This window comes from Methylobacterium endophyticum (genome assembly GCF_050591105.1).
GTDB lineage: Bacteria > Pseudomonadota > Alphaproteobacteria > Rhizobiales > Beijerinckiaceae > Methylobacterium.
The window spans coordinates 33,641-52,568 of sequence record NZ_JBNHES010000003.1 but is presented as its reverse complement, the minus strand read 5'-3'; the positions used below and the strand labels follow the sequence as shown (position 1 = coordinate 52,568).

The window sequence follows — 18,928 nt, the reverse complement described above, 5'->3', positions numbered from 1 at the left end:
GGAGAGCGGCGGCGCGTCAGCGCGCGCGCTCGCTCTTGACGAGGACGCGGGCGACCACCGACAGCGCCAGGATCGTGACCGTGATGAGCAGCGCGCCGGCCCAGGCGAGCTGCTGCCAGTTCGGGTAGGGCGAGAGGGCGAACTGGTAGATCATCACCGGCAGGTTCGGGATGCCGCCGAGGAGGTTCGCGTTGAACCAGGAGTTGTTGTTCAGCGCCGTGAACAGCAGCGGGGCGGTCTCGCCGGCGATGCGGGCCAGCGCCAGGATGATTCCGGTGACGATGCCGGCGCTGGCACCCCGCCAGGTGATCGAGCGGATCACGACGGAGGGCGGCGCGCCCAGCGCCGCGCCGGCCTCGCGCTGGGTGGCGGGCACGAGGCGCAGCATGTCCTCGGTGGTGCGCACGATCACCGGGGTGGCGATGATGGCGAGCGCCACGCCGCCGGCCCAGCCCGAATAGGTGCCCATGGGCCGCACCATCAGCGTGTAGACGAACAGGCCGATGAGGATGGACGGCGCCGACAGCAGGATGTCGTTGAGGAAGCGGATCAGGTCGGCGAGCTTCGAGCTGCGGCCGTATTCCGCGAGGTAGGTGCCGGCCATGAGGCCGATGGGCGTCGCCACCACGATGCCGATGAAGGTGAGCACCAGGCTGCCGAGGATGGCGTTGGCGATGCCGCCGCCCACCGAGCCGGGGCCCGGCGTCGGCTCGACGAAGAGCATCGGCGAGAAGCCCTTCACGCCCTCGACGATGAGCATCAGCAGGATAGAGCCGAGCACGACGATGCCGATGGCGGTGGCGAGCGTGCTCGACACGATCAGGATGCGATCCGCGATCCGGCGGCCGGGGCGGACCCGGCTGACGGCGGCGGGGACCGAGGCGCGCGCGGCGGGAAGGGTGTTGGTGGCGTCCATGGGGGGCCGGCTTTCCGCTCAGGCGACCTTCACGCGCCGGACGAGCAGGCGCGCGACGATCAGGACGAAGAAGGTGATGACGAACAGGATGCAGCCGAGCGCCATGAGGGCGTTGAGCTGCATGCCGTCGGCCTCGTTGAACTCGTTGGCGATGCGGGACGCGATGGTCGAGCCCGGATCGAAGATCGAGGCCGAGAGCCGGTTGGCGTTGCCGACCACGAAGGTCACGGCCATGGTCTCGCCGAGCGCGCGGCCGAGGCCGAGCATGATCGCGCCGATGATCGACACGGAGGCCTGCGGCACCAGCACATGCCGGATCACCTCCCAGGTGGTGCAGCCGATGCCGTAGGCGCTCTCGCGCAGCACGGTCGGGATCTGGTCGAGCATGTCGCGGGTGATCGAGGCCACGAAGGGCACGATCATGATGGCGAGGATGATGCCCGCCGTGAGCACGCCGACCCCCGAGGGCACGCGGGCATAGAGCAGCGTGCCGACGATGGGCAGGCCCTCGACCACGTTCGATACGGGGGTCTGCACGAAGCGCGCGAAGAGCGGCGCGAAGATGAACAGGCCCCACATGCCGTAGATGATGCTCGGCACGGCGGCGAGCAGCTCGATGGTCATCGAGACGGGCTTGCGGGCCCAGCCGGGGCAGAGCTGCGTGAGGTAGATGGCGATGCCGAGCGAGAGCGGCACGCCGATCAGCAGCGCCAGGAAGGCCGAGGCCAGGGTGCCGATGACGGCGACGAGCGCTCCGTATTGCTCGGTGCCGACGTTCCAGGCGCTCGAGGTCAGGAAGCCGAAGCCGAATTCCTTGAAGGCCGGCCAGCCGCCATAGGCGATGGAGGCGAGGATGCCGAGCAGCATCGCCAGCACCAGGAGCGCCGAGCCGTAGGCGGCGGCACGGAAGAGCGCGTCGGCGCCCTTGCTGGGCCCGGTGCGGGTCGTCCGCTCCGTGCGGGCGATCGCGATCGTTTCGGTCAAGGCCGCCATCCGCTGTTCTCTTCGTTGGGAGGCTTGGTAGCGCGCGGGCTCGCGGGTGGCGAGCCGGGGTTCCATCGGTCGTGCGCACCGGGCGTCCCGCCGGAGACGGGAGCCCGGTCGCGGCATCGGCGCCCCGGTAGCCCCGGCCGTCCCCGAGGGACGGGCCGGAGCGCGGGGCGCCTCAGCGGCTCACATGTTGGAGACGGGCTTTCCGTCCTTGTCCTTGATCTGCTTCCACTCGTCGTGGATCAGGCCGACGACGTTGTCGGGCAGCGGGACGTAGTCGAGCTCGGAGGCCATCTTGTCTCCGTTCTTGTAGGCCCAGTCGAAGAACTTGAGCACGGCGCCGGTCTTGGCGGCGTCGACCGCGTCCTTGTGGACGAGGATGAAGGTCGCGGCCGTGATCGGCCAGGCGTCGTCGCCGGCCTGGTTGGTCAGCGAGATGCCGAAGCCGGGAGCGGCCTTCCAGTCGGCGCTGGCGGCGGCGGCCTGGAACGCCTTGTCGTCGGGCTGCGGGAACTTGCCGGCCTTGTTCTGGATCAGGGCGTAGGCGAGCTTGTTCTGCTTGGCGTAGGCCGACTCGACATAGCCGATGGCGTTCGGGACCTGCTTGACGGTGGCGGTGACGCCCTCGTTGCCCTTGCCGCCCTGGCCGGCGGGCCAGGAGATCGTGGTGGCGGCGCCGAAGTCCTTCTTCCAGGTCTCGGAGACGCCGGAGAGGTAGGTCGTGAAGATGTTCGTCGTGCCCGAGGCATCCGAACGGTAGACCGGGGTGATGGTCGCGTCGGGGAGCTTGAGGCCGTCGTTCAGCTTGGCGATCTTGGCGTCCGACCACTTGGTGATCTTGCCGGCGTAGATGTCGGCGATCAGCTCACCGGTGAGCTTCAGCTTGCCCGGCTCGACGCCGGCGATGTTCACCACGGTGACGACGCCGCCCATCACGGTCGGGAACTGGACGAGGCCGTCCTTGGCGAGCGCCTCGCCCTTCAGCGGCGCGTCGGTGGCGCCGAAATCGACGGTCTTGGCCTGGATCTGCTTGATGCCGCCGCCGGAGCCGATCGACTGGTAGTTCAGACCCATGCCGGTCTCCTTGCGGTAGGCTTCCGCCCACTTGGAATAGACCGGGAAGGGGAAGGTGGCGCCGGCGCCGGTGATGTCGGCGGCGAGCGCCGCACCGGCGAGCTGTGCCGTCGCGAGGCCGAGGGCGAGCGCGTATCGGAAGGGCTTCACATGAATCTCCATCGCTGTCGGGCTCGAACGGCCCGCGCGTCCGCGCGAGGCCCGGCGGTCCCGGCATCGCACGGTCCGGGCGAAGGCCCGGCCGACGCGGCCTTACCGGCCCGACAGTGCCGCCTCTATGACGATGCCATGACAGGCCGATGACACCGCCCTTCGGCGGTGCAACCGCCGGTATTTCGCCCACCGTCGACGCGAGCGATGGCACGAAAGCGGGGCCTCGCGCGTTTGGTCACGTCGTCCCCGCCCCGGCATCCGCGCCGGGCCGCGCGACCTCGAGGAGACCGACGTGCCGATTCCCGGCAGTGACCCCGCCACCGCCCCCGACCGCGCGCCGACGAAAGCGGACGAGGCCCTGCTCGACCTTCACGACGAGCGGGCGAGACTGGAGCGCGGCCTCTCCCTGGCGCAGGCCCGCCAGCGCTTCGGAGCGGACGCGGCCGAGATGGAGCGCGCCCACGAGGAGGAGGGCCGGCTGCTCGCGCGCCTCGACGGCGTGCTCACCCAGATCCGCGCGGCGGAATACCGGCGCCGGCCCGGCGCGCGGCGCTGGTAGGGCGGAGAGCCGGGATCTACGTCTCCCGGACGGACGCTATTCGCCCGACCGGCGCCGGTCGCGCTCCTTGTGGCGCAGGCGCAGCAGCAGCTCGACCTGCTCGTCGGGGAGCGGCTGACGGTCGATGCTGCCCTCGTAGATCGAGCGGAGCGTCAGGCCGAGGCTCTGTCGGGTCTCGGCGGTGAGCGCGCCGGCCGTTCCGGCGTGGCCCTTGGCCGCCTCCGGCAGTCCCGTCCCCTGGCACATCGTTTCCGACCCGCGATTTCCTTGAAGGATCCCGAATCGCATCGGTGATCCTGGGATCACGATCCGCCCGCATGGTTAACGCGGGGTTAGCGCCAAGCTCGACCTGAGGCTCACACCTTCGCCAGGAGATCGTCGGCGGGGGCCGCTCCGGCGATGAGGCGGGCGGCGGCGGCGCGCGCCTCCTCCGTCACCGAGGCGCCGGCGAGCATGCGGGCGATCTCCTCGCGCCGGGCCGCCGTGTCGAGGGGCGCGACGCTGGTCGCGACCCGGCCGGCGCCCTTCACCGCGTCCTTGGCGATGAGGAAATGCGTGCTTGCGCGCGCCGCGACCTGGGGGGCGTGCGTCACCGCCAGGACCTGGACCTGCGCTGCGAGCCGCGCGAGCCGCACGCCGATGGCGTCGGCGACGGCGCCGCCCACGCCCGTGTCGATCTCGTCGAAGATCAAGGTCGGGGCCGAGCCGCGATCGGCGAGCACCACCTTGAGGGCGAGCATGAAGCGCGAGAGCTCGCCGCCCGAGGCCACCTTCATCATCGGGCCGGGCTTGGTGCCGGGGTTGGTCTGCGCCCAGAACTCGACGCGCTCGGTGCCGGCGGGGTCGCGCGAATCGGTGTCTGTGGCGATCTCGGTGATGAAGCGGGCGCGCTCCAGCTTGAGGGGCGGCAACTCCGCCTTCACCGCCGCGTCCAGCGCCTTGGCGGCGCGACGGCGTCCCTCCCCGAGCTTCTGGGCGGCGGCCGCGTAGGCGGCCTCCGCCTGGGCCAGCGTCGCCTCCAGGGTGAGAAGCGCCTCCTCGCCGGCATCGATGGCGGCGACATCGCCCACGAATTTTTCGCGCAACGCCGCCAGATCGTCGGCGGCGACGTCGTATTTGCGGGAGGCGGCGCGCAGCGCGAACAGCCGCTCCTCGACCCGCTCCAGCTCACGCGGATCGAACTCGGTCTCGGCCACCGCCGAATCGAGGACGCCGCGCGCCTCGTCGAGCGCCACGAGGGCGGCGTCGAGGGCCGTGACGCAGGGGCCGACGAGGGCCGGCAACTGGTCCGCCCGCCGCTCCAGCCGGCGCACGGCCGAGGAGAGATGCGGCACCGGCGAGTTCGGGCCGGCGAGGCAGTCGAGCGCGTCGTTCAGCTCGCGCGCGATTTTTTCGCTCTGCTGCATGGTGGTGCGGCGCAGGGCGAGGCTCGCCTCCTCGCCTCCCTGCGGATCGAGCGCGTCGAGCTCCTCGACGGCATGCCGCAAAAAGTCCGATTCGCGCCGGGCCGCCTCGACGCGGGCGCGCTGCTCGGCGAGCGCCGAGCGGGCCGCCTTCACCCGTCGCGACCCCTCGGCCACGGCGGCGAGCGGCTTCTGCAAGCCGCCGAAGGCGTCGAGGATGGCGCGGTGGGCGCTCGGGTCGGCCAGCGCCCGGTCGTCGTGCTGGCCGTGGATCTCCACCAGCGCCGCGCCGATGGCGCGCAGGGTCTGCACGCCGACGGGCTGGTCGTTGACGAAGGCGCGGGTGCGGCCGTCCGCCATCTGGGCGCGGCGCAGGATCAGGTCGCCCTCGGTGTCGATGCCGGCCTCCGCCGCGATGGCGCGAGCGGGATGGTCGAGGGTGACGTCGAAGACCGCCGTGACGCCGCCCTGCGCCTGCCCGTGCCGGACGAGACCGCCGTCGCCGCGCCCGCCGAGAGCGAGGGCGAAGGCGTCGAGCAGGATCGACTTGCCCGCGCCGGTCTCGCCGGTGAGCACGCTCAAGCCCTCGCGGACGTTCAGCTCGAGACGGTCGATCAGGACGATATCGCGAATCGCGAGCTGCACCAGCATGCCGCGTCTCGAAGCCCTTTTTGGCGCTTGGACCGGCGCGATGCGAGGCCGCACCGGCAACCGATCCTCGGGATACAGGCGCGACCCATGCCCGCCCGCCCGACGATATAGAACGAAAGCAGTCCGGCTTCATCCCGAAAACGAAAACGGGCGGGGCGGCATCTGCCGGCCCCGCCCGCGCGATCCCATCGGAGATCGGACGATTACTGCGCCTCGGCGGTGCGGCCGATGACGGAGCGATAGACCTTGCTGAGGAAGGAGGTCTTCTCCTCGCGTGGCTCCAGACCGCCGGTCTGGAGGAGCGCGTAGGCGTCCTTGTACCAGGGGCTGTCAGGGAAGTTGTGGGCGAGCACGGCCGCGGCGTTCTGGGCCTCGGCGGTGATGCCGAGCGCCATGTAGGCCTCGACCAGGCGCTCCAGCGCCTCCTCGGCGTGGCGGGTCGTCTGGTACTTGCTGACCACGTCGCGGAAGCGGTTGATCGCGGCCGGGAAGTTGCGGCGCTCCAGATAGAAGCGGCCGATCTCCATCTCCTTGCCGGCGAGCTGGTCGCGGGTGATCTGGATCTTGGCCTTGGCGTCGGCCGAGTATTCCGACTTCGGGTACTTCTGGACGAGTTCCTGAAGCGCCACGAGGGCCTTCTCGGAGCGGTCCTGGTCGCGGGTGACGTCGGGGATCTGCTTGTACTGCGACATCGCCATCAGATACTGGGCGTAGGCCGCGTCCTTACTCGCCGGATGGCGCTGGAGATAGCGCTTCGAGGCGTTGATCGCGTCGTCGTATTTCTGGCCTTCGTAGTTGGCGTAGGCCGTCATCAGCAACGCCTTCCGCGACCAGTCGGAATACTGGTACTGCTTGTCGAGGCTGTCGAACTTCTTGACGGCGCCCTCGTAGTCGCTGTCCTCCATCTTGGCCAGGCCCTCGCTGTAGAGCTTGTCCGCGGGGACGTCCGGGATCACTTCCGGCTTGTACTTCTCGGCGAAGGGGTTGATCGAATCGAGGGCGTCGCAGCCGCCGAGGCCGAGCCCGAGGACGGCGAGGAGCATGGCCGCCGTCGCAGCGCGGATCGGAGTGGTCACGGGCATCTGCGGTTCATCCCCAAACAGGCGCGTAGGCCGCCGGACATCGACATGTCGGTCCGCCTCCCGCGCCACGGCCTTTCGGGCCGGCGCCTTGGTGACGGACGATTTACCGTGGCGGCCAATTCGGGCGCGAAAACGGCGATATTCGGCGCGCGCGAAGACCGATGGCGCCGTGTGTCTTGCGGGTTACAGAAAGGTTAAGGCCGCTCAGAGGTCGCCGGCGAAGGCGGCGAGGCCGAGTCCGAGCTCGGACAGCGCCGTCTCGCGGCGGGGGGCCTGGGCCTCGACGATCGCGTAGTTGGCACGATCGGAGAACAGGGCCGTGAGCACGCCGACATTCATGCGGTGGCCGCCGCAGAAGGAGCGGTAGCCGCCCTGGAGGGGCAGGCCGGCGAGCGCCAGGTCGCCGACAGCATCGAGGAACTTGTGGCGGACGAACTCGTCCGGGTAGCGCAGCCCCTCCGGGTTCACCACGGCGGTCTCGCCGACGGCGACGGTGTTCTCGAGGGAAGCGCCGAGGGCGAAGCCCGCCTGCCAGTAGCGCTCCACGTCCTTCATCATGCCGAAGGTGCGGGCGCCCGCGATCTCGCGGCGATAGGCGGCGGGGGTGAGGTCCATGGCCTTGCGGCTGCGGCCGATCACCGGGCTCTCGAAATCGATCTCGACGTCGAGGCGGAAGCCCCGGTCGATGGGGCGCAGCTCGGCGAAGGCGCGGCCGATCTCGATGCGCACGGGCCGGAGCACCTTGATCCAGCGGCGCGGCGCGCCGCAGGCGGCGATGCCGACCTTGTCCATGGCCTTGACGAAGGGGAGCGCGCTGCCGTCGAGGATCGGCATCTCGGGCCCGTCGATCTCGACGAGGGCGTTGTCGATGCCGAGACCGTAGAAGGCCGACATCAGGTGCTCGATGGTGGCGACGGCGCCGCTCTCGACGTCGCCGATGACGGTGCAGAGCTCGGTGGCGGAGACGCAGGCGTGGTGGGCCTTGATGATCCGGTCGTTGCCGGTGGGCATTCCGGTGCGGAGGAAGGCGATGCCGTGGTTGGCGGGAGCGGGACGCAGCGTGATCTCGACGGGATTGCCCGAATGTACGCCGATGCCGGCGAGTACCGCGGGGCCCTTCAGGGTCGTTTGCTGGTTCGTTCGCATTCCATAGCCCTCGGCCGCGATCGGGTCGGCGGCGCCTTCGGTGGCGGCTGCCGTCCCTTCTGATCCGTCCGCTGCTTGAAGCCCCTGCGTGCGCCGCCGTAACGAACCGCGACGCCCTTATCGGTCGTGAATTTGGTATAACTGTGCCGCGCGCCGCCGGCCAAATCACGCTTTCTTACGCTCTGTTACAGACACGCTTCCGGCCAGCGATCCGAAAAACGATTTCCTGCCAATGTGTTAACGTCTGGTTAACGAAGCGTGCCGATGGAGGCCGCCCTGTTGCGCAAAAGCAGCAAGGACACAGGCGGGTGGCGAAGCGGGGTATCGGACCGCCCGTTTTTCGCCGCAGCGCACACGCTGAAATTGCATTGCAACAAAGCCTCCCCGGCCGCGAAGGGTCGGGGAGGCGTGTCGTTTCAGGCTCGGGCCGGACGGCTCAGGTGTTGGCCTGCCGGCGCAGGAAGGCCGGGATCTCGAGCTGGTCGTCGTCCATCATGCGGGCCTGCGGGGCGACGCGGCCCTGCGGGTCGAGCTGGCCCTGCGCCGGGCGGTAGGCCGGGGGAGCCGGGGCGCGGGGCGCGGGAGCCGGCATCGGCGCCTGCGGCATCGGGGCGGCGGCGCGCGGGGCCGGGGCGGCCTCGGCCTCCTCGCGGCGGCCGCCGAAGCCCACGGAGGCGAGACGGCGCAGCAGGTTCATCCGCTTCGAATCGACCGGAGCCTCGGCCTGCGCCTCGCCGGGCCGGGCGCGCAGCTGCGCCTGGGCGATGGGGGGCAGCTCGTGGATCTGCGGCATGCGCGGGCCGCGGGCCAGGGGCGCGGCGGCGGGAGCGGCCGGGCGCGGCGGCACGAAGGGGCCGGCGTTGAGGGCGGGCGCCGGGTCGAACTGCGGCTGCGGCGCCGGCGGGGGCGTGTAGGGCGCGGCGGCACGCGGGGGCGCCTGGGTCAGCACCACGTCGTCGCGGGTGACGGCGGGGGCCGGCTCGGGACGCAGCTCGGGGGCGTAGGCCTCCGGCGCGGCCGGACGCACGGGAGCGGCCGGGACGGGCTGGGCCGCGACAGCCTCCGGGGCCGGGCGCGGGGCGGGGGCGGGCGCCGCCGGGGCGGCGGCGCGGGCGCGGGCCTCGGCGCGCAGGCGCTCGGCGACCTCGGCGATGCGCTGCTCGGTCTCGGCGATCTCCTTGTTGTTGGGGGAGTTCGCAGAGATCAGCGCCGGCTCGATGCCGGTAGCGACCACCGACACGCGGATGATGCCGTCGAGGCTCTCGTCGAAGGTGGCGCCGAGGATGATGTTGGCGTCCGAATCGACTTCTTCGCGAATTCTCGTCGCGGCCTCGTCGAGCTCGTACAGGGTCAGGTCGGCGCCGCCCGTGATGGAGATGAGAAGGCCGCGCGCGCCCTTCATGGAGACGTCGTCGAGGAGCGGGTTGGCGATGGCCGCTTCCGCCGCGCGGTTGGCGCGCTTCTCGCCGGACGCCTCGCCGGTGCCCATCATGGCCTTGCCCATGCCGCGCATGATCGCGCGCACGTCGGCGAAGTCGAGATTGATGAGACCTTCCTTGACCATCAGGTCGGTGATGCAGGCGACGCCCGAGTAGAGCACCTGGTCGGCCATGGCGAAGGCGTCGGCGAAGGTGGTCTTCTCGTTGGCGACCCGGAACAGGTTCTGGTTCGGGATCACGATGAGGGTGTCGACGGCGGCCTGCAACTCCTGGATGCCGGCCTCCGCCGTGCGCATGCGGCGCACGCCCTCGAACTGGAAGGGCTTGGTCACGACGCCGACCGTCAGGATGCCCATGTCGCGCGCCGCGCGGGCAATGACGGGGGCCGCGCCCGTGCCGGTGCCGCCGCCCATGCCGGCGGTGATGAAGCACATATGGGCGCCCGAGAGCTGGTCGCGGATCTCGTCCATGACCTCCTCGGCCGCCGCCGAGCCGACCTCCGGGTGCGAGCCGGCGCCGAGCCCCTGCGTCACGCCGAGACCCATCTGGATGACGCGCTCGGCCTTGGAGGAGGTCAGCGCCTGGGCGTCGGTGTTGGCGACCACGAACTCGCAGCCGAGCAGGCCCGATTCGATCATGTTGTTGACGGCGTTGCCGCCGGCGCCGCCGACACCGAAGACGGTGATGCGGGGCTTGAGTTCCCGGATGTCCGGCGCCTGAAGCGAGATGGCCATGATGTCGAGCCCCTTTGACTGTCGCTTGTCTGTGCGGCGCCTCGCGGCGCCGGATCCGTTGGTTCTGGACGTCCTCGCGGAGCGCCCGGTTCAGCCGTCCTAAAAGCTCTCGCGGATCCAGCGTCCGACGCGCGAGATGTACCCGTCCGTTCCCGTGCCGGCGAAGACGCCCTGTCCGCGCGGCTCGAAATGCTCCGCATGCGCCACCTGCGGGTAGACCAGCAGCCCTACCGCGGCGGAGAAGGCCGGCCCCTTGGCGGCCTCGGGCAGGCCGCGGATGCCGAGCGGGCGCCCGATCCGCACCTGTCCCTGCATCACCCGGCGCGTGACCTCGGGCAGGCCGACGAGCTGGCTGGCGCCGCCCGTGAGCACCACCCGGCGTCCGGCCTGCTCGGCGAAGCCCGCCTTGCGCAGCCGGTCGCGCACCAGCTCCACCACCTCCTCGACGCGCGGGCGGATGATCCGCACGAGCTGCGAGCGCGGCACGTGGGAGGGCGCCTCGCCCTCGTCCTCGCCGACCCCGTGGACCGCGATCATGTCGCGCTCGTCGGAGGGGGTGGCGATGGCCGAGCCGTAGAGGGTCTTGAGGCGCTCGGCCGCCGCGACGCGGGTGGAGAGCCCGCGCGCGATGTCCATGGTGACGTGGTGGCCGCCCACCGCGATGGCGTCCACATGGACGAGATGCCCGCCCGAGAAGACGCCGACGCTGGTGGTGCCGCCGCCCATGTCGACGACGCAGACGCCCATCTCGGCCTCGTCGTCGACGAGCGCCGAGAGGCCGGCGGCGTAGGGCGTGGCGATCACCGCCTCGACGCCGAGATGGCAATGCTCGACGGCGAGCATCAGGTTGCGGGCGGCGGCCGCCTCGCTGGTGACGACGTGCAGGTCGACGCCCAGCGCGTCGCCAATCATGCCGGAAGGGTCGATCACCGCGCCCTGGCCGTCCAGCGCGTAGCCGGTGGGCAGGGCGTGCAGCACGGTGCGGCCGGGGGTGACGCCGTGGGCGCTCGCCGTCTCCAGCACGCGCTCCACGTCGGAGCCGGTGACGGTGCCGGTGCGCACGTTCACCCGCGCCTCGTAATGCTGCGAGCCGAGCCGGCCGCCGGACATGTTCACGATGACCGACTGCACCTCGACCTTCGCCATGCGCTCGGCGGCGTGGACCGCCTGGCGGATGGCGCTCTCGGCCGATTCGAGATCGACGATGGCGCCCCCCTTCAGGCCCAGCGAGCGTTGATGGCCGATGCCGATGATGCGGGCGAGATGCGTGCGGCCGCGCAGGGTCGAGAGCGCCTCGGCCGGCTGCAATTCGGCGATGAGGCAGACGACCTTGCTGGTGCCGATGTCCAGCACCGACAGCGTGGTGCTGCGGCGGGCGGAGAGCGGCTTCAGGCGCGGCGTCAGGCCGTGTTGGCTGTGCATGGCGCTTACCGGAGGGAGCTTGCGGGGGCGGGCGAGACGAGCACGGAGCGGTTCGACCGGCTCATGTCGCGGTTCCCTTCTTCTTCGGTTTCTGCGCCTCGGCGCGGGCGGCGGCGGCCTCCTCGGTGAGGCGCACCACCACCCGGTCGTCCATGCGGAGATCCACGGCGATGATGTCCTTCTCCAGGATGCCCTTGTCGCGCTCCAGCTTCACGAGGCGACTAAGCGCCTGCGCGGCGCCGGTCTCGGGCAGGCGGATGTCGACGCCGTCGAGCTTCAGCGTCCAGCGCCGGCCGGAGACGAAGGTGCCGGCCTTCACGCGCTCGCCGAGCGACCCGGCGGCGGCGATCAGCGCGAGATATTCGGGGAGACGGACATTCGCCTCGTCGCCCACCACCAGAGGGAGCGAGGCGTAGCGGTCGTCCCGCATGGTATCGATGACGGTGCCGTCGGCGGCGATGACGGAGATCTCGCCGTCCTTCTGCCAGAGGGCGGCGGGCTCGCGCTCGACCTCGGTGATGACGATCTCGTTGGGGTAGAGCTTGCGCACCGAGGCCGAGGCGATCAGCGGCACGCGCAGCAGGCGGGCGCGGACCTCAGTCACGTCGAGGAAGGGGACGGAGGAGCGCCAGTCGATGCCGGCGGCGGCCAGCACCTCGCGCTCGTACATCCGGGAGATGCCGGAGATCGTCACCTTCTCGACGCCGAAGCCGGCGAGCCGGGCGGCGATGTCGAGGGGGCGGCCCTGCTCGGCCACGAAGGCGTCGTAGCGGCCGCTGGCGACGAAGCCGGTCAGCGCGAAGGCGGCGAGCGCGGCGGAGACCCCGGCGATGCCGACGCCGCGCGGCAGCCGCGCCTCGATCGGCAGGCCGGGACGGGCGCGGCGGATGGAGGCCGGACGCCGGACGAGGCGCAGGAGCCGCGCGAGCGGGCCCGGTGCCTGACCGGAGGGGCTCAGCGGCCCAGTGTTGCGTCCTCCACCATCCATCGGACGAGCTCACCGAAACTCAAGCCCGCATGGGCTGCCATCTCCGGCACAAGGCTCGTCTCGGTCATGCCGGGCTGCGTGTTGACCTCCAGCACGACGAGCGCCCCGGTCCCCCCCGGAGTGTCGTCGAATCGTAGGTCCGCACGGCTGATGCCTCGGCACCCGAGTGCTTGATGCGCCGTTAACGACAACTCTTGGACACGCTGGTAAACATTTGGTTTAAGATCGGCCGGGAGGACGTGGATCGAGCCCCCGGCGGCGTACTTCGCGTCGAAGTCGTACCACTCCCCCGAGGCCGGCTTGATCTCGATCACGCCGAGCGCCCTGTCGCCCATCACCGCGCAGGTCAGCTCGCGGCCCGCAACGTAAGTCTCCGCAAGGACTTCGTCCCCGTAGACCCACTCGTCCGAGCCCAGAATCTGGGGCGGATGGGAGCGCCCGTCGCGCACGATGATGACACCCATCGAGGAACCCTCGGCGACGGGCTTCACCACGTAGGGAGGGGTTAACGGGTGTGACTTCGCCGCATCATGCCGGTTAACGATCCGGCCCTCCGGCACGGCGACGCCGGCCGCGCGCATGACGATCTTGGCCCGCTCCTTGTGCATGGCGAGCGCGGAGGCCAGCACGCCGGAATGCGTGTAGGGAATGCGCAGGATCTCGAGCAGCCCCTGGATGGTGCCGTCCTCGCCGGCGGGGCCGTGCAGGGCGTTGAGGGCCGCGTCGGGCTTCAGCGCGGTGAGCACCGTGGCGATGTCCGGCCCGACATCGACGGGGGTGACGCGGAACCCCTCGCCCTCGAGGGCGCGGGCGCAGGCCCGGCCCGATTTCAGCGAGATCTCCCGCTCGGAAGACCACCCGCCCATCAGGACGGCGACGTGTTGGGACATTCCCGTTCCTCCGATTCGGTGACGCGCCCGGCGGCCCTGGCCCTCAGACGGAGGCCGGCACGCCGATCCGCTTGATCTCCCAGTGCAGCTCCACCCCCGAACTCTCGCGCACCCGGCGGCGGACTTCCTCGCCGAGCGATTCGATGTCGGCGGCGGTGGCGCCGTCGCGGTTGATCAGGAAGTTGCAGTGCATGGGCGAGACCTGGGCGCCGCCCATGGTCAGCCCCCGGCAGCCGGCGGCGTCGATGAGCTGCCACGCCTTGCCGCCGTCCGGGTTCTTGAAGGTCGAGCCGCCGGTGCGCTCGCGAATCGGTTGCGCAGCCTCGCGCGCGGCGGTGACGCGCGCCATCTCCGCCTCGATGGCGTCCCGCTCGCCGGGGCGGCCGCGAAACAGCGCGCTCGTGAAGATCACGTCGTCGGGCGCGTCGGAGTGGCGATAGGAAAACCCCATCTCGGCATGGGTGAACACGCGCAGCGCCCCGCTCCGGTCGACCCCGCGCGCCTCGACCAGCACGTCGGTGGTCTCGCCGCCATGGGCGCCTGCGTTCATGCGCAGGGCCCCGCCGATGGAGCCGGGGATGCCGCGATAGAAGGCGAGCCCGTCGAGAGAGGCCTCCGCCGCCGCCTTGGCGAGGCGCATGTCGGGGACCGCCGTGCCGGTCCGCAGCGTATCGCCGTCGATGGCGACGCTCCCGAACGCCTTGCCGCCGAGCCGGATCACGACACCGGGAATGCCGCCGTCGCGCACGATCAGGTTGGAGCCGAGCCCGATCACCGTGACGGGAATCGCCGGATCGAGCGCGGCCAGCAGCGCGGCGAGGTCCTCCTCGTCGGCCGGCGTGAACAGCACCTGGGCCGGACCGCCGACGCGGAACCAGGTCAGGTCGGCGAGCGAGGGGTTCGCGACGAGGCGGCCGCGCAGGCCCGGCGCCGCCGCGCGGAGGGCCGGCGTGATATCGGGGAAGGCGGTCATGGATGCGCTCCGCCTCTCCCCGCCCGCGGGGAGAGGGCTCTGTCGACCTCGTCGTCGGCAGAGCGAGGCGGCAGCCGAGGGTGAGGGGGCGGCAACGGATCGGGCTCGCCCGGAGACGCCCCCTCACCCTCGCCCTTCGGGCTCGCCGCGCCGACGACGAGGTCGCCGCGGCCCTCTCCCCGCAAGCAGGGAGAGGGAGGGAGGGCCGCCACGATCGTATCGAGAACGGAGTTCATGTTGGTCATCACGTCGGCGTTCCAGAAGCGCAGCACGCGATATCCCTGTTCGGCAAGCCACGCGTCGCGCACACGGTCATGCGCGCTGTCGGCGTGCTGGCTGCCATCGAGCTCGACAATCAGCTTCACTTCCCGACAGGCGAAATCGGCCACATAGCGTCCGACGCTGTCCTGTCTGACGAACTTGAAGCCCGCGAGCCTGCGGCCGCGCAGGCGATACCAAAGGATTCGTTCGGGATCGGTCTGATCGCGCCGGAGCCGCCGACGCAACCGTGTCCCCGTGGCATCGACGGAACGCATTCCGTCTCATCCCTTCAGCGCCGCCAGCTCTCCCGGCAGGGCGTAGGCCCATTGGGTGATGGTGCCGGCGCCGAGGCAGACCACGTAGTCGCCCGGTTCGGCCAGCCCGGCGACGATGCCGGCGAGGTCCTCCGGGCGCTCCAGCGCCCGCGCGTCGCGATGCCCGCGCGACTTCAGGCCGGCGACGAGCCCGTCGCGGTCGATGCCCTCGATGGGCGCCTCGCCCGCCGCGTAGACGGGGGCGACGATCACCGTGTCGGCATCGTTGAAGCAGGTGCAGAAATCGTCGAACAGCGATTGCAGGCGCGAGTAGCGGTGCGGCTGCACGATGGCGATCACCTTGCCGTCCGTGGAGGCGCGGGCGGCCTTCAGCACCGCCTTGATCTCCACCGGATGGTGCCCGTAATCGTCGAAGATCGCCGCGCCGTTCCACTCGCCGGTGCGGGTGAAGCGGCGCTTGACCCCGCCGAAGCCAGCGAGCGCCCGCCGGATCGCGTCGCTCGACACGCCGAGTTCGTGCGCCACCGCGAGCGCGGCGGTAGCGTTCAACGCGTTGTGCTTGCCGGGCATGGGCAGCACGAGGTCTTCCATCTCCATGCGGTAGCCCGGCCGGCGGTCGCGGATCATCACCCGGAAGCGGCTCTGGCCGCCCTTCAGGTCGACGTCGATGAGGCGCACGTCGGCCTGCGGGTTCTCGCCGTAGGTGACGATGCGCCGGTCCTCGATATGGCCGACGAGGTCCTGCACCACGGGATGGTCGATGCACATCACCGCGAAGCCGTAGAAGGGGATGTTGTCGATGAAGCGCCGGAAGGCGTCCTTCACCGCCTCGAACGAGCCGAAATGGTCGAGATGCTCGGGGTCGATATTGGTGACGATCACCACGTCGGCGGGCAGGCGCAGGAAGGTGCCGTCCGATTCGTCGGCCTCCACCACCATCCACTCGCCCTCGCCCATGCGGGCGTTGGTGCCGTAGGCGTTGATGATGCCGCCGTTGATGACGGTGGGGTCGAGGTTTCCCGCGTCGAGCAGAGTGGCCACGAGCGAAGTGGTGGTGGTCTTGCCATGCGTGCCGGCGATGGCGACGCAGGACTTGAAGCGCATCAGCTCGGCCAGCATCTCGGCGCGGCGCACCACCGGCAGGCGGCGCTCGCGGGCGGCGACGAGCTCGGGATTGTCGCGACGAATCGCGGTGGAGACGACGACCAGCGCCGCCTCCTCGACGTTTTCGGCCGCGTGGCCGACGAAAGTCTTCATGCCCTTGTCGGCGAGGCGGCGCACATTGGCGTTGTCGGAGGCGTCCGAGCCCTGCACCGTGTAGCCGAGATTGTGCATCACCTCGGCGATGCCGGACATGCCGATGCCGCCGATGCCGATGAAGTGGATGGGTCCGAGCTTGTCGGGCAGCTTCATGGGAGTGAACCGTCTTCCGGGCAGGCCGGCGCGGCAGGGCGCCGACGGCAAGTCACAAAAAAATCAAGTGTGGGCGGCGGTCTCGATGACGAGGTCGGCGAGCCGCTCGGCGGCGTCGAGGATGCCGGCGCTTTTGGCGGCTGCGGCCGCCGCGGTCAATTTTTCGGGCGCGGAGATCGAATCGAGCAGCTCCGCCGTCAGCCGGTCCGGGGTGAAGGCGCTCTGCGGCAGCGCCAGCGCGGCGCCGATCCGGCTCAGCGTCTCGGCGTTGGCCGCCTGGTCCTGATCGAGGGCGCCGGGCAGCGGCACCAGGATCGAGGGACGGCCGATGGCCGCGAGCTCCGAGACCGTCGAGGCGCCCGAGCGCGACACCACGAGATGCGCGGCCGCGATCCGCGCCGGCATGTCGCGGAAGAACGGCGCCACGTCGGTGCCGGAGAGCCCCAGGGCGAGATACTCGTTCTGGACGCTGGCGAGGTCCTCCGCCCGCGCCTGCTGGACGATGCGCAGCCGCGCCCGGATGTCGGCGGGCAGCTGCGCCACGGCCTTCGGCACGATCTCGCTCATGATCCGCGCGCCCTGGCTGCCGCCGAAGACGAGGAGGTTCACGATGCCGTCGGACGCGAGCGCCGGATAGGGGCTCGCCGCCGCCTCGATCACGGCGGGACGCAAGGGGTTGCCGGTATGGGTGCGCGGCGCCGTGGCCTTCGCCGGCACCCCGCGCACGTCCTTGAAGCCGGTCGCGATCCTCCTGGCACCGCGGGCCAGAAAGGCGTTGGCGCGGCCCATCACGGCGTTCTGCTCGTGCAGGATGGTCGGCACGCGCAGGATCTGCCCGGCGAGCATGGGCGGCACGGTTGGATAGCCGCCGAACCCGACGATCGCGGCCGGGTCGATCCGGCGGATCTCCTTCGCGGCCATGCCGAAGCCGCGCCCCAGCGTCACCACCGCCATGCCGCGCTTCACCAGCGAACGGCCCGAGGGCGTCGCCGAGGCGATGGTGACGATCTCGGAGGCCGGAAAGCCGTCCTTGATCGACTCGACCCGCGCGTCGGTGGCGAGCGCCACCCGCACGCCGCGCGCCCGCAGCGCGTGGGCGAGGCTCTCGGCCGGGAAGAGATGCCCTCCGGTCCCGCCCGCGCAGAGCAGGACGGTCGCCTGCGCCACCGTCACCGCATCACCCCGGCGATGGTGGACGGCGTCGTGCCCGGCGGCTTCTGGCTGAGCATGGTCACGCGCGGGCGCTTGCGGGTGAGCGCGATGAGGAAGCCCATCCCGAGCGCCAGCGAGATCAGCGACGAGCCGCCATAGGAGACGAAGGGAAGCGTCATGCCCTTGGCCGGCATGAGCTGGGTGTTCACCGCCATGTTGATGCAGGCCTGCATGCCGAACAGAGTCGTCAGCCCCGTGATGGCGAGCCGGGAGAAGGTGTCGTCGGTCCGGCGCGCCAGCTTGAGGCCGCGCATCACGATATAGAGGAAGAGCGCCAGCAGGCCGAGACAGACCAGCACGCCGAATTCCTCGCCCGTCACCGAGAAGATGAAGTCCGTATGCGCGTCGGGCAGGTGGCGCTTGGCGACACCCTCCCCCGGCCCGGTGCCGAACCAGCTCCCCGAGCGGAACGATTCGCGCGACCAGAACTCCTGGAAGCTGTCGCCGGAATCCTTGTTCAGGAAGCGGGTGATGCGCTCGCGGACGTGATGCAGGAAGGTGTAGGCGGCGAACACTCCGATGAGCCCGCCCGCGCCGAGCCCCGCCACCCAGAACCAGTGCAGCCCGGCCACGAAGAACAGCGTGCACCAGACGATGGTGATGAGCATGGTCTGGCCGAAATCCGGCTGGAGCACGAGGGGCACGATGGTCATCGGCAGGAGCAGGATGGCCAGGAACCCGCCCGGCATGTCGCGGCGCTGCGCGCCCTCCGAGAAGGCCCAGGCGGCCACCACGACGAAGGCCGGCTTCACGAACTCGGAGGGCTGCAACCCGAAGGAGCCGAACTGGATCCAGCGATGGGCGCCCTTGATCTCCGGGCCGAACTTTCCGGCGAGGATGCAGAGCGCCACCCCCACCACCCAGGTGAAGAGCGCGAGCCGGCGCACCTGCCGGAGCGACAGGAACGAGACTGCGACGATGAGCAGGATCGTCGGTGCCAGGTACAGCGCCTGGCGGTTGAGGAAGTAGAAGGTCGGCAGGCCGATGCGCTCGGCCACCGGCGGGCCGCCGCCCATCAGGAAGACGAGGCCCGCCACCATCAGCGCGCCGAGCGCCGCGAGCAGGCCGCGATCCACGGTCCACCACCAGTCGGTCAGGGGCGTGCGATCCGCGCGGGACATCATCGGCGGCAGGACTCCATGCGCCGCCATGCCCGGATCGGGCGCGGGCGGTCGCGCCGTGATCCTGTGGCGGAATGGTAAACGGATGGTGGACGCGGCCTCGTTCCGGGCGGCGCGACGCGCCGGGCGCAACCTGCGTCGCGGAACGCAACCTCAGAGAATGCAATCTCTGGTTAAGTTTACCGGGGCATGATCTAGGTCGATCAAGACGCCGCTACCCTCCCCG

The 18,928-nt window shown here is 70.7% G+C and carries 17 protein-coding genes; 1 reads left to right on the top strand and 16 read right to left on the bottom strand.

What is annotated here, in order from left to right:
- Positions 1-16: 16 nt before the first annotated feature.
- The 3 genes from pstA to pstS all read right to left on the bottom strand — a co-directional run bounded on the left by pstA (position 17) and on the right by pstS (position 3,130).
- A complete protein-coding gene (gene pstA / locus ACP56T_RS04670; protein ID WP_430910957.1) occupies positions 17-916 on the bottom strand; it encodes a phosphate ABC transporter permease PstA in 900 nt (299 codons plus the stop codon).
- An 18-nt stretch (positions 917-934) separates the two neighbouring features.
- Complete coding sequence (gene pstC, locus ACP56T_RS04665) at positions 935-1,909, bottom strand: phosphate ABC transporter permease subunit PstC (protein ID WP_430910956.1); 975 nt, start codon at positions 1,907-1,909, stop codon at positions 935-937.
- 180 nt (positions 1,910-2,089) lie between these two features.
- Positions 2,090-3,130, bottom strand: coding sequence for a phosphate ABC transporter substrate-binding protein PstS (gene pstS, locus ACP56T_RS04660; protein ID WP_430910955.1), 1,041 nt, complete (start codon positions 3,128-3,130; stop codon positions 2,090-2,092).
- A gap of 295 nt (positions 3,131-3,425) precedes the next feature.
- Between pstS and ACP56T_RS04655 the strand changes: the two genes are divergently transcribed.
- The gene (locus ACP56T_RS04655; protein WP_430910954.1) at positions 3,426-3,692 is read left to right on the top strand and encodes a hypothetical protein; all 267 of its coding nucleotides are present in this window, start codon (positions 3,426-3,428) and stop codon (positions 3,690-3,692) included.
- Between the two features lie 36 nt (positions 3,693-3,728).
- Here ACP56T_RS04655 and ACP56T_RS04650 read toward each other — a convergent pair whose 3' ends face one another.
- The 13 genes from ACP56T_RS04650 to ACP56T_RS04590 all read right to left on the bottom strand — a co-directional run bounded on the left by ACP56T_RS04650 (position 3,729) and on the right by ACP56T_RS04590 (position 18,705).
- The gene (locus ACP56T_RS04650; RefSeq protein WP_430910953.1) at positions 3,729-3,938 is read right to left on the bottom strand and encodes a hypothetical protein; all 210 of its coding nucleotides are present in this window, start codon (positions 3,936-3,938) and stop codon (positions 3,729-3,731) included.
- Between the two features lie 110 nt (positions 3,939-4,048).
- Positions 4,049-5,746, bottom strand: coding sequence for a DNA repair protein RecN (recN, locus tag ACP56T_RS04645; RefSeq protein WP_430910952.1), 1,698 nt, complete (start codon positions 5,744-5,746; stop codon positions 4,049-4,051).
- A gap of 203 nt (positions 5,747-5,949) precedes the next feature.
- Positions 5,950-6,828 carry an outer membrane protein assembly factor BamD gene (locus ACP56T_RS04640; RefSeq protein ID WP_430910951.1) on the bottom strand — a complete coding sequence of 293 codons (879 nt, stop codon included), beginning with the start codon at positions 6,826-6,828 and terminating at the stop codon, positions 5,950-5,952.
- 204 nt (positions 6,829-7,032) lie between these two features.
- Positions 7,033-7,974, bottom strand: coding sequence for a UDP-3-O-acyl-N-acetylglucosamine deacetylase (gene lpxC, locus ACP56T_RS04635; protein ID WP_430910950.1), 942 nt, complete (start codon positions 7,972-7,974; stop codon positions 7,033-7,035).
- 436 nt (positions 7,975-8,410) lie between these two features.
- Positions 8,411-10,147, bottom strand: a complete 1,737-nt coding sequence (ftsZ, locus tag ACP56T_RS04630; protein WP_430910949.1) for a cell division protein FtsZ — start codon at positions 10,145-10,147, stop codon at positions 8,411-8,413.
- A gap of 99 nt (positions 10,148-10,246) precedes the next feature.
- Positions 10,247-11,569, bottom strand: a complete 1,323-nt coding sequence (gene ftsA / locus ACP56T_RS04625) for a cell division protein FtsA (RefSeq protein WP_430910948.1) — start codon at positions 11,567-11,569, stop codon at positions 10,247-10,249.
- A 61-nt stretch (positions 11,570-11,630) separates the two neighbouring features.
- The gene (locus tag ACP56T_RS04620; RefSeq protein ID WP_430910947.1) at positions 11,631-12,557 is read right to left on the bottom strand and encodes a cell division protein FtsQ/DivIB; all 927 of its coding nucleotides are present in this window, start codon (positions 12,555-12,557) and stop codon (positions 11,631-11,633) included.
- The gene (locus ACP56T_RS04615) at positions 12,524-13,447 is read right to left on the bottom strand and encodes a D-alanine--D-alanine ligase (protein ID WP_430910946.1); all 924 of its coding nucleotides are present in this window, start codon (positions 13,445-13,447) and stop codon (positions 12,524-12,526) included. Before ACP56T_RS04615 ends, ACP56T_RS04620 begins: the two co-directional genes overlap by 34 nt.
- A gap of 43 nt (positions 13,448-13,490) precedes the next feature.
- Positions 13,491-14,420, bottom strand: coding sequence for a UDP-N-acetylmuramate dehydrogenase (murB, locus tag ACP56T_RS04610; protein ID WP_430910945.1), 930 nt, complete (start codon positions 14,418-14,420; stop codon positions 13,491-13,493).
- Positions 14,417-14,956: an endonuclease domain-containing protein gene (locus ACP56T_RS04605; protein ID WP_430910944.1), complete on the bottom strand. Its 540-nt coding sequence runs from the start codon at positions 14,954-14,956 to the stop codon at positions 14,417-14,419. Before ACP56T_RS04605 ends, murB begins: the two co-directional genes overlap by 4 nt.
- A 6-nt stretch (positions 14,957-14,962) precedes the next feature.
- Positions 14,963-16,369, bottom strand: a complete 1,407-nt coding sequence (gene murC, locus ACP56T_RS04600; protein ID WP_430910943.1) for a UDP-N-acetylmuramate--L-alanine ligase — start codon at positions 16,367-16,369, stop codon at positions 14,963-14,965.
- 63 nt (positions 16,370-16,432) lie between these two features.
- Positions 16,433-17,542: an undecaprenyldiphospho-muramoylpentapeptide beta-N-acetylglucosaminyltransferase gene (gene murG, locus ACP56T_RS04595; protein ID WP_430910942.1), complete on the bottom strand. Its 1,110-nt coding sequence runs from the start codon at positions 17,540-17,542 to the stop codon at positions 16,433-16,435.
- Positions 17,539-18,705: an FtsW/RodA/SpoVE family cell cycle protein gene (locus ACP56T_RS04590; protein WP_430911227.1), complete on the bottom strand. Its 1,167-nt coding sequence runs from the start codon at positions 18,703-18,705 to the stop codon at positions 17,539-17,541. Before ACP56T_RS04590 ends, murG begins: the two co-directional genes overlap by 4 nt.
- Positions 18,706-18,928: the final 223 nt, after the last annotated feature.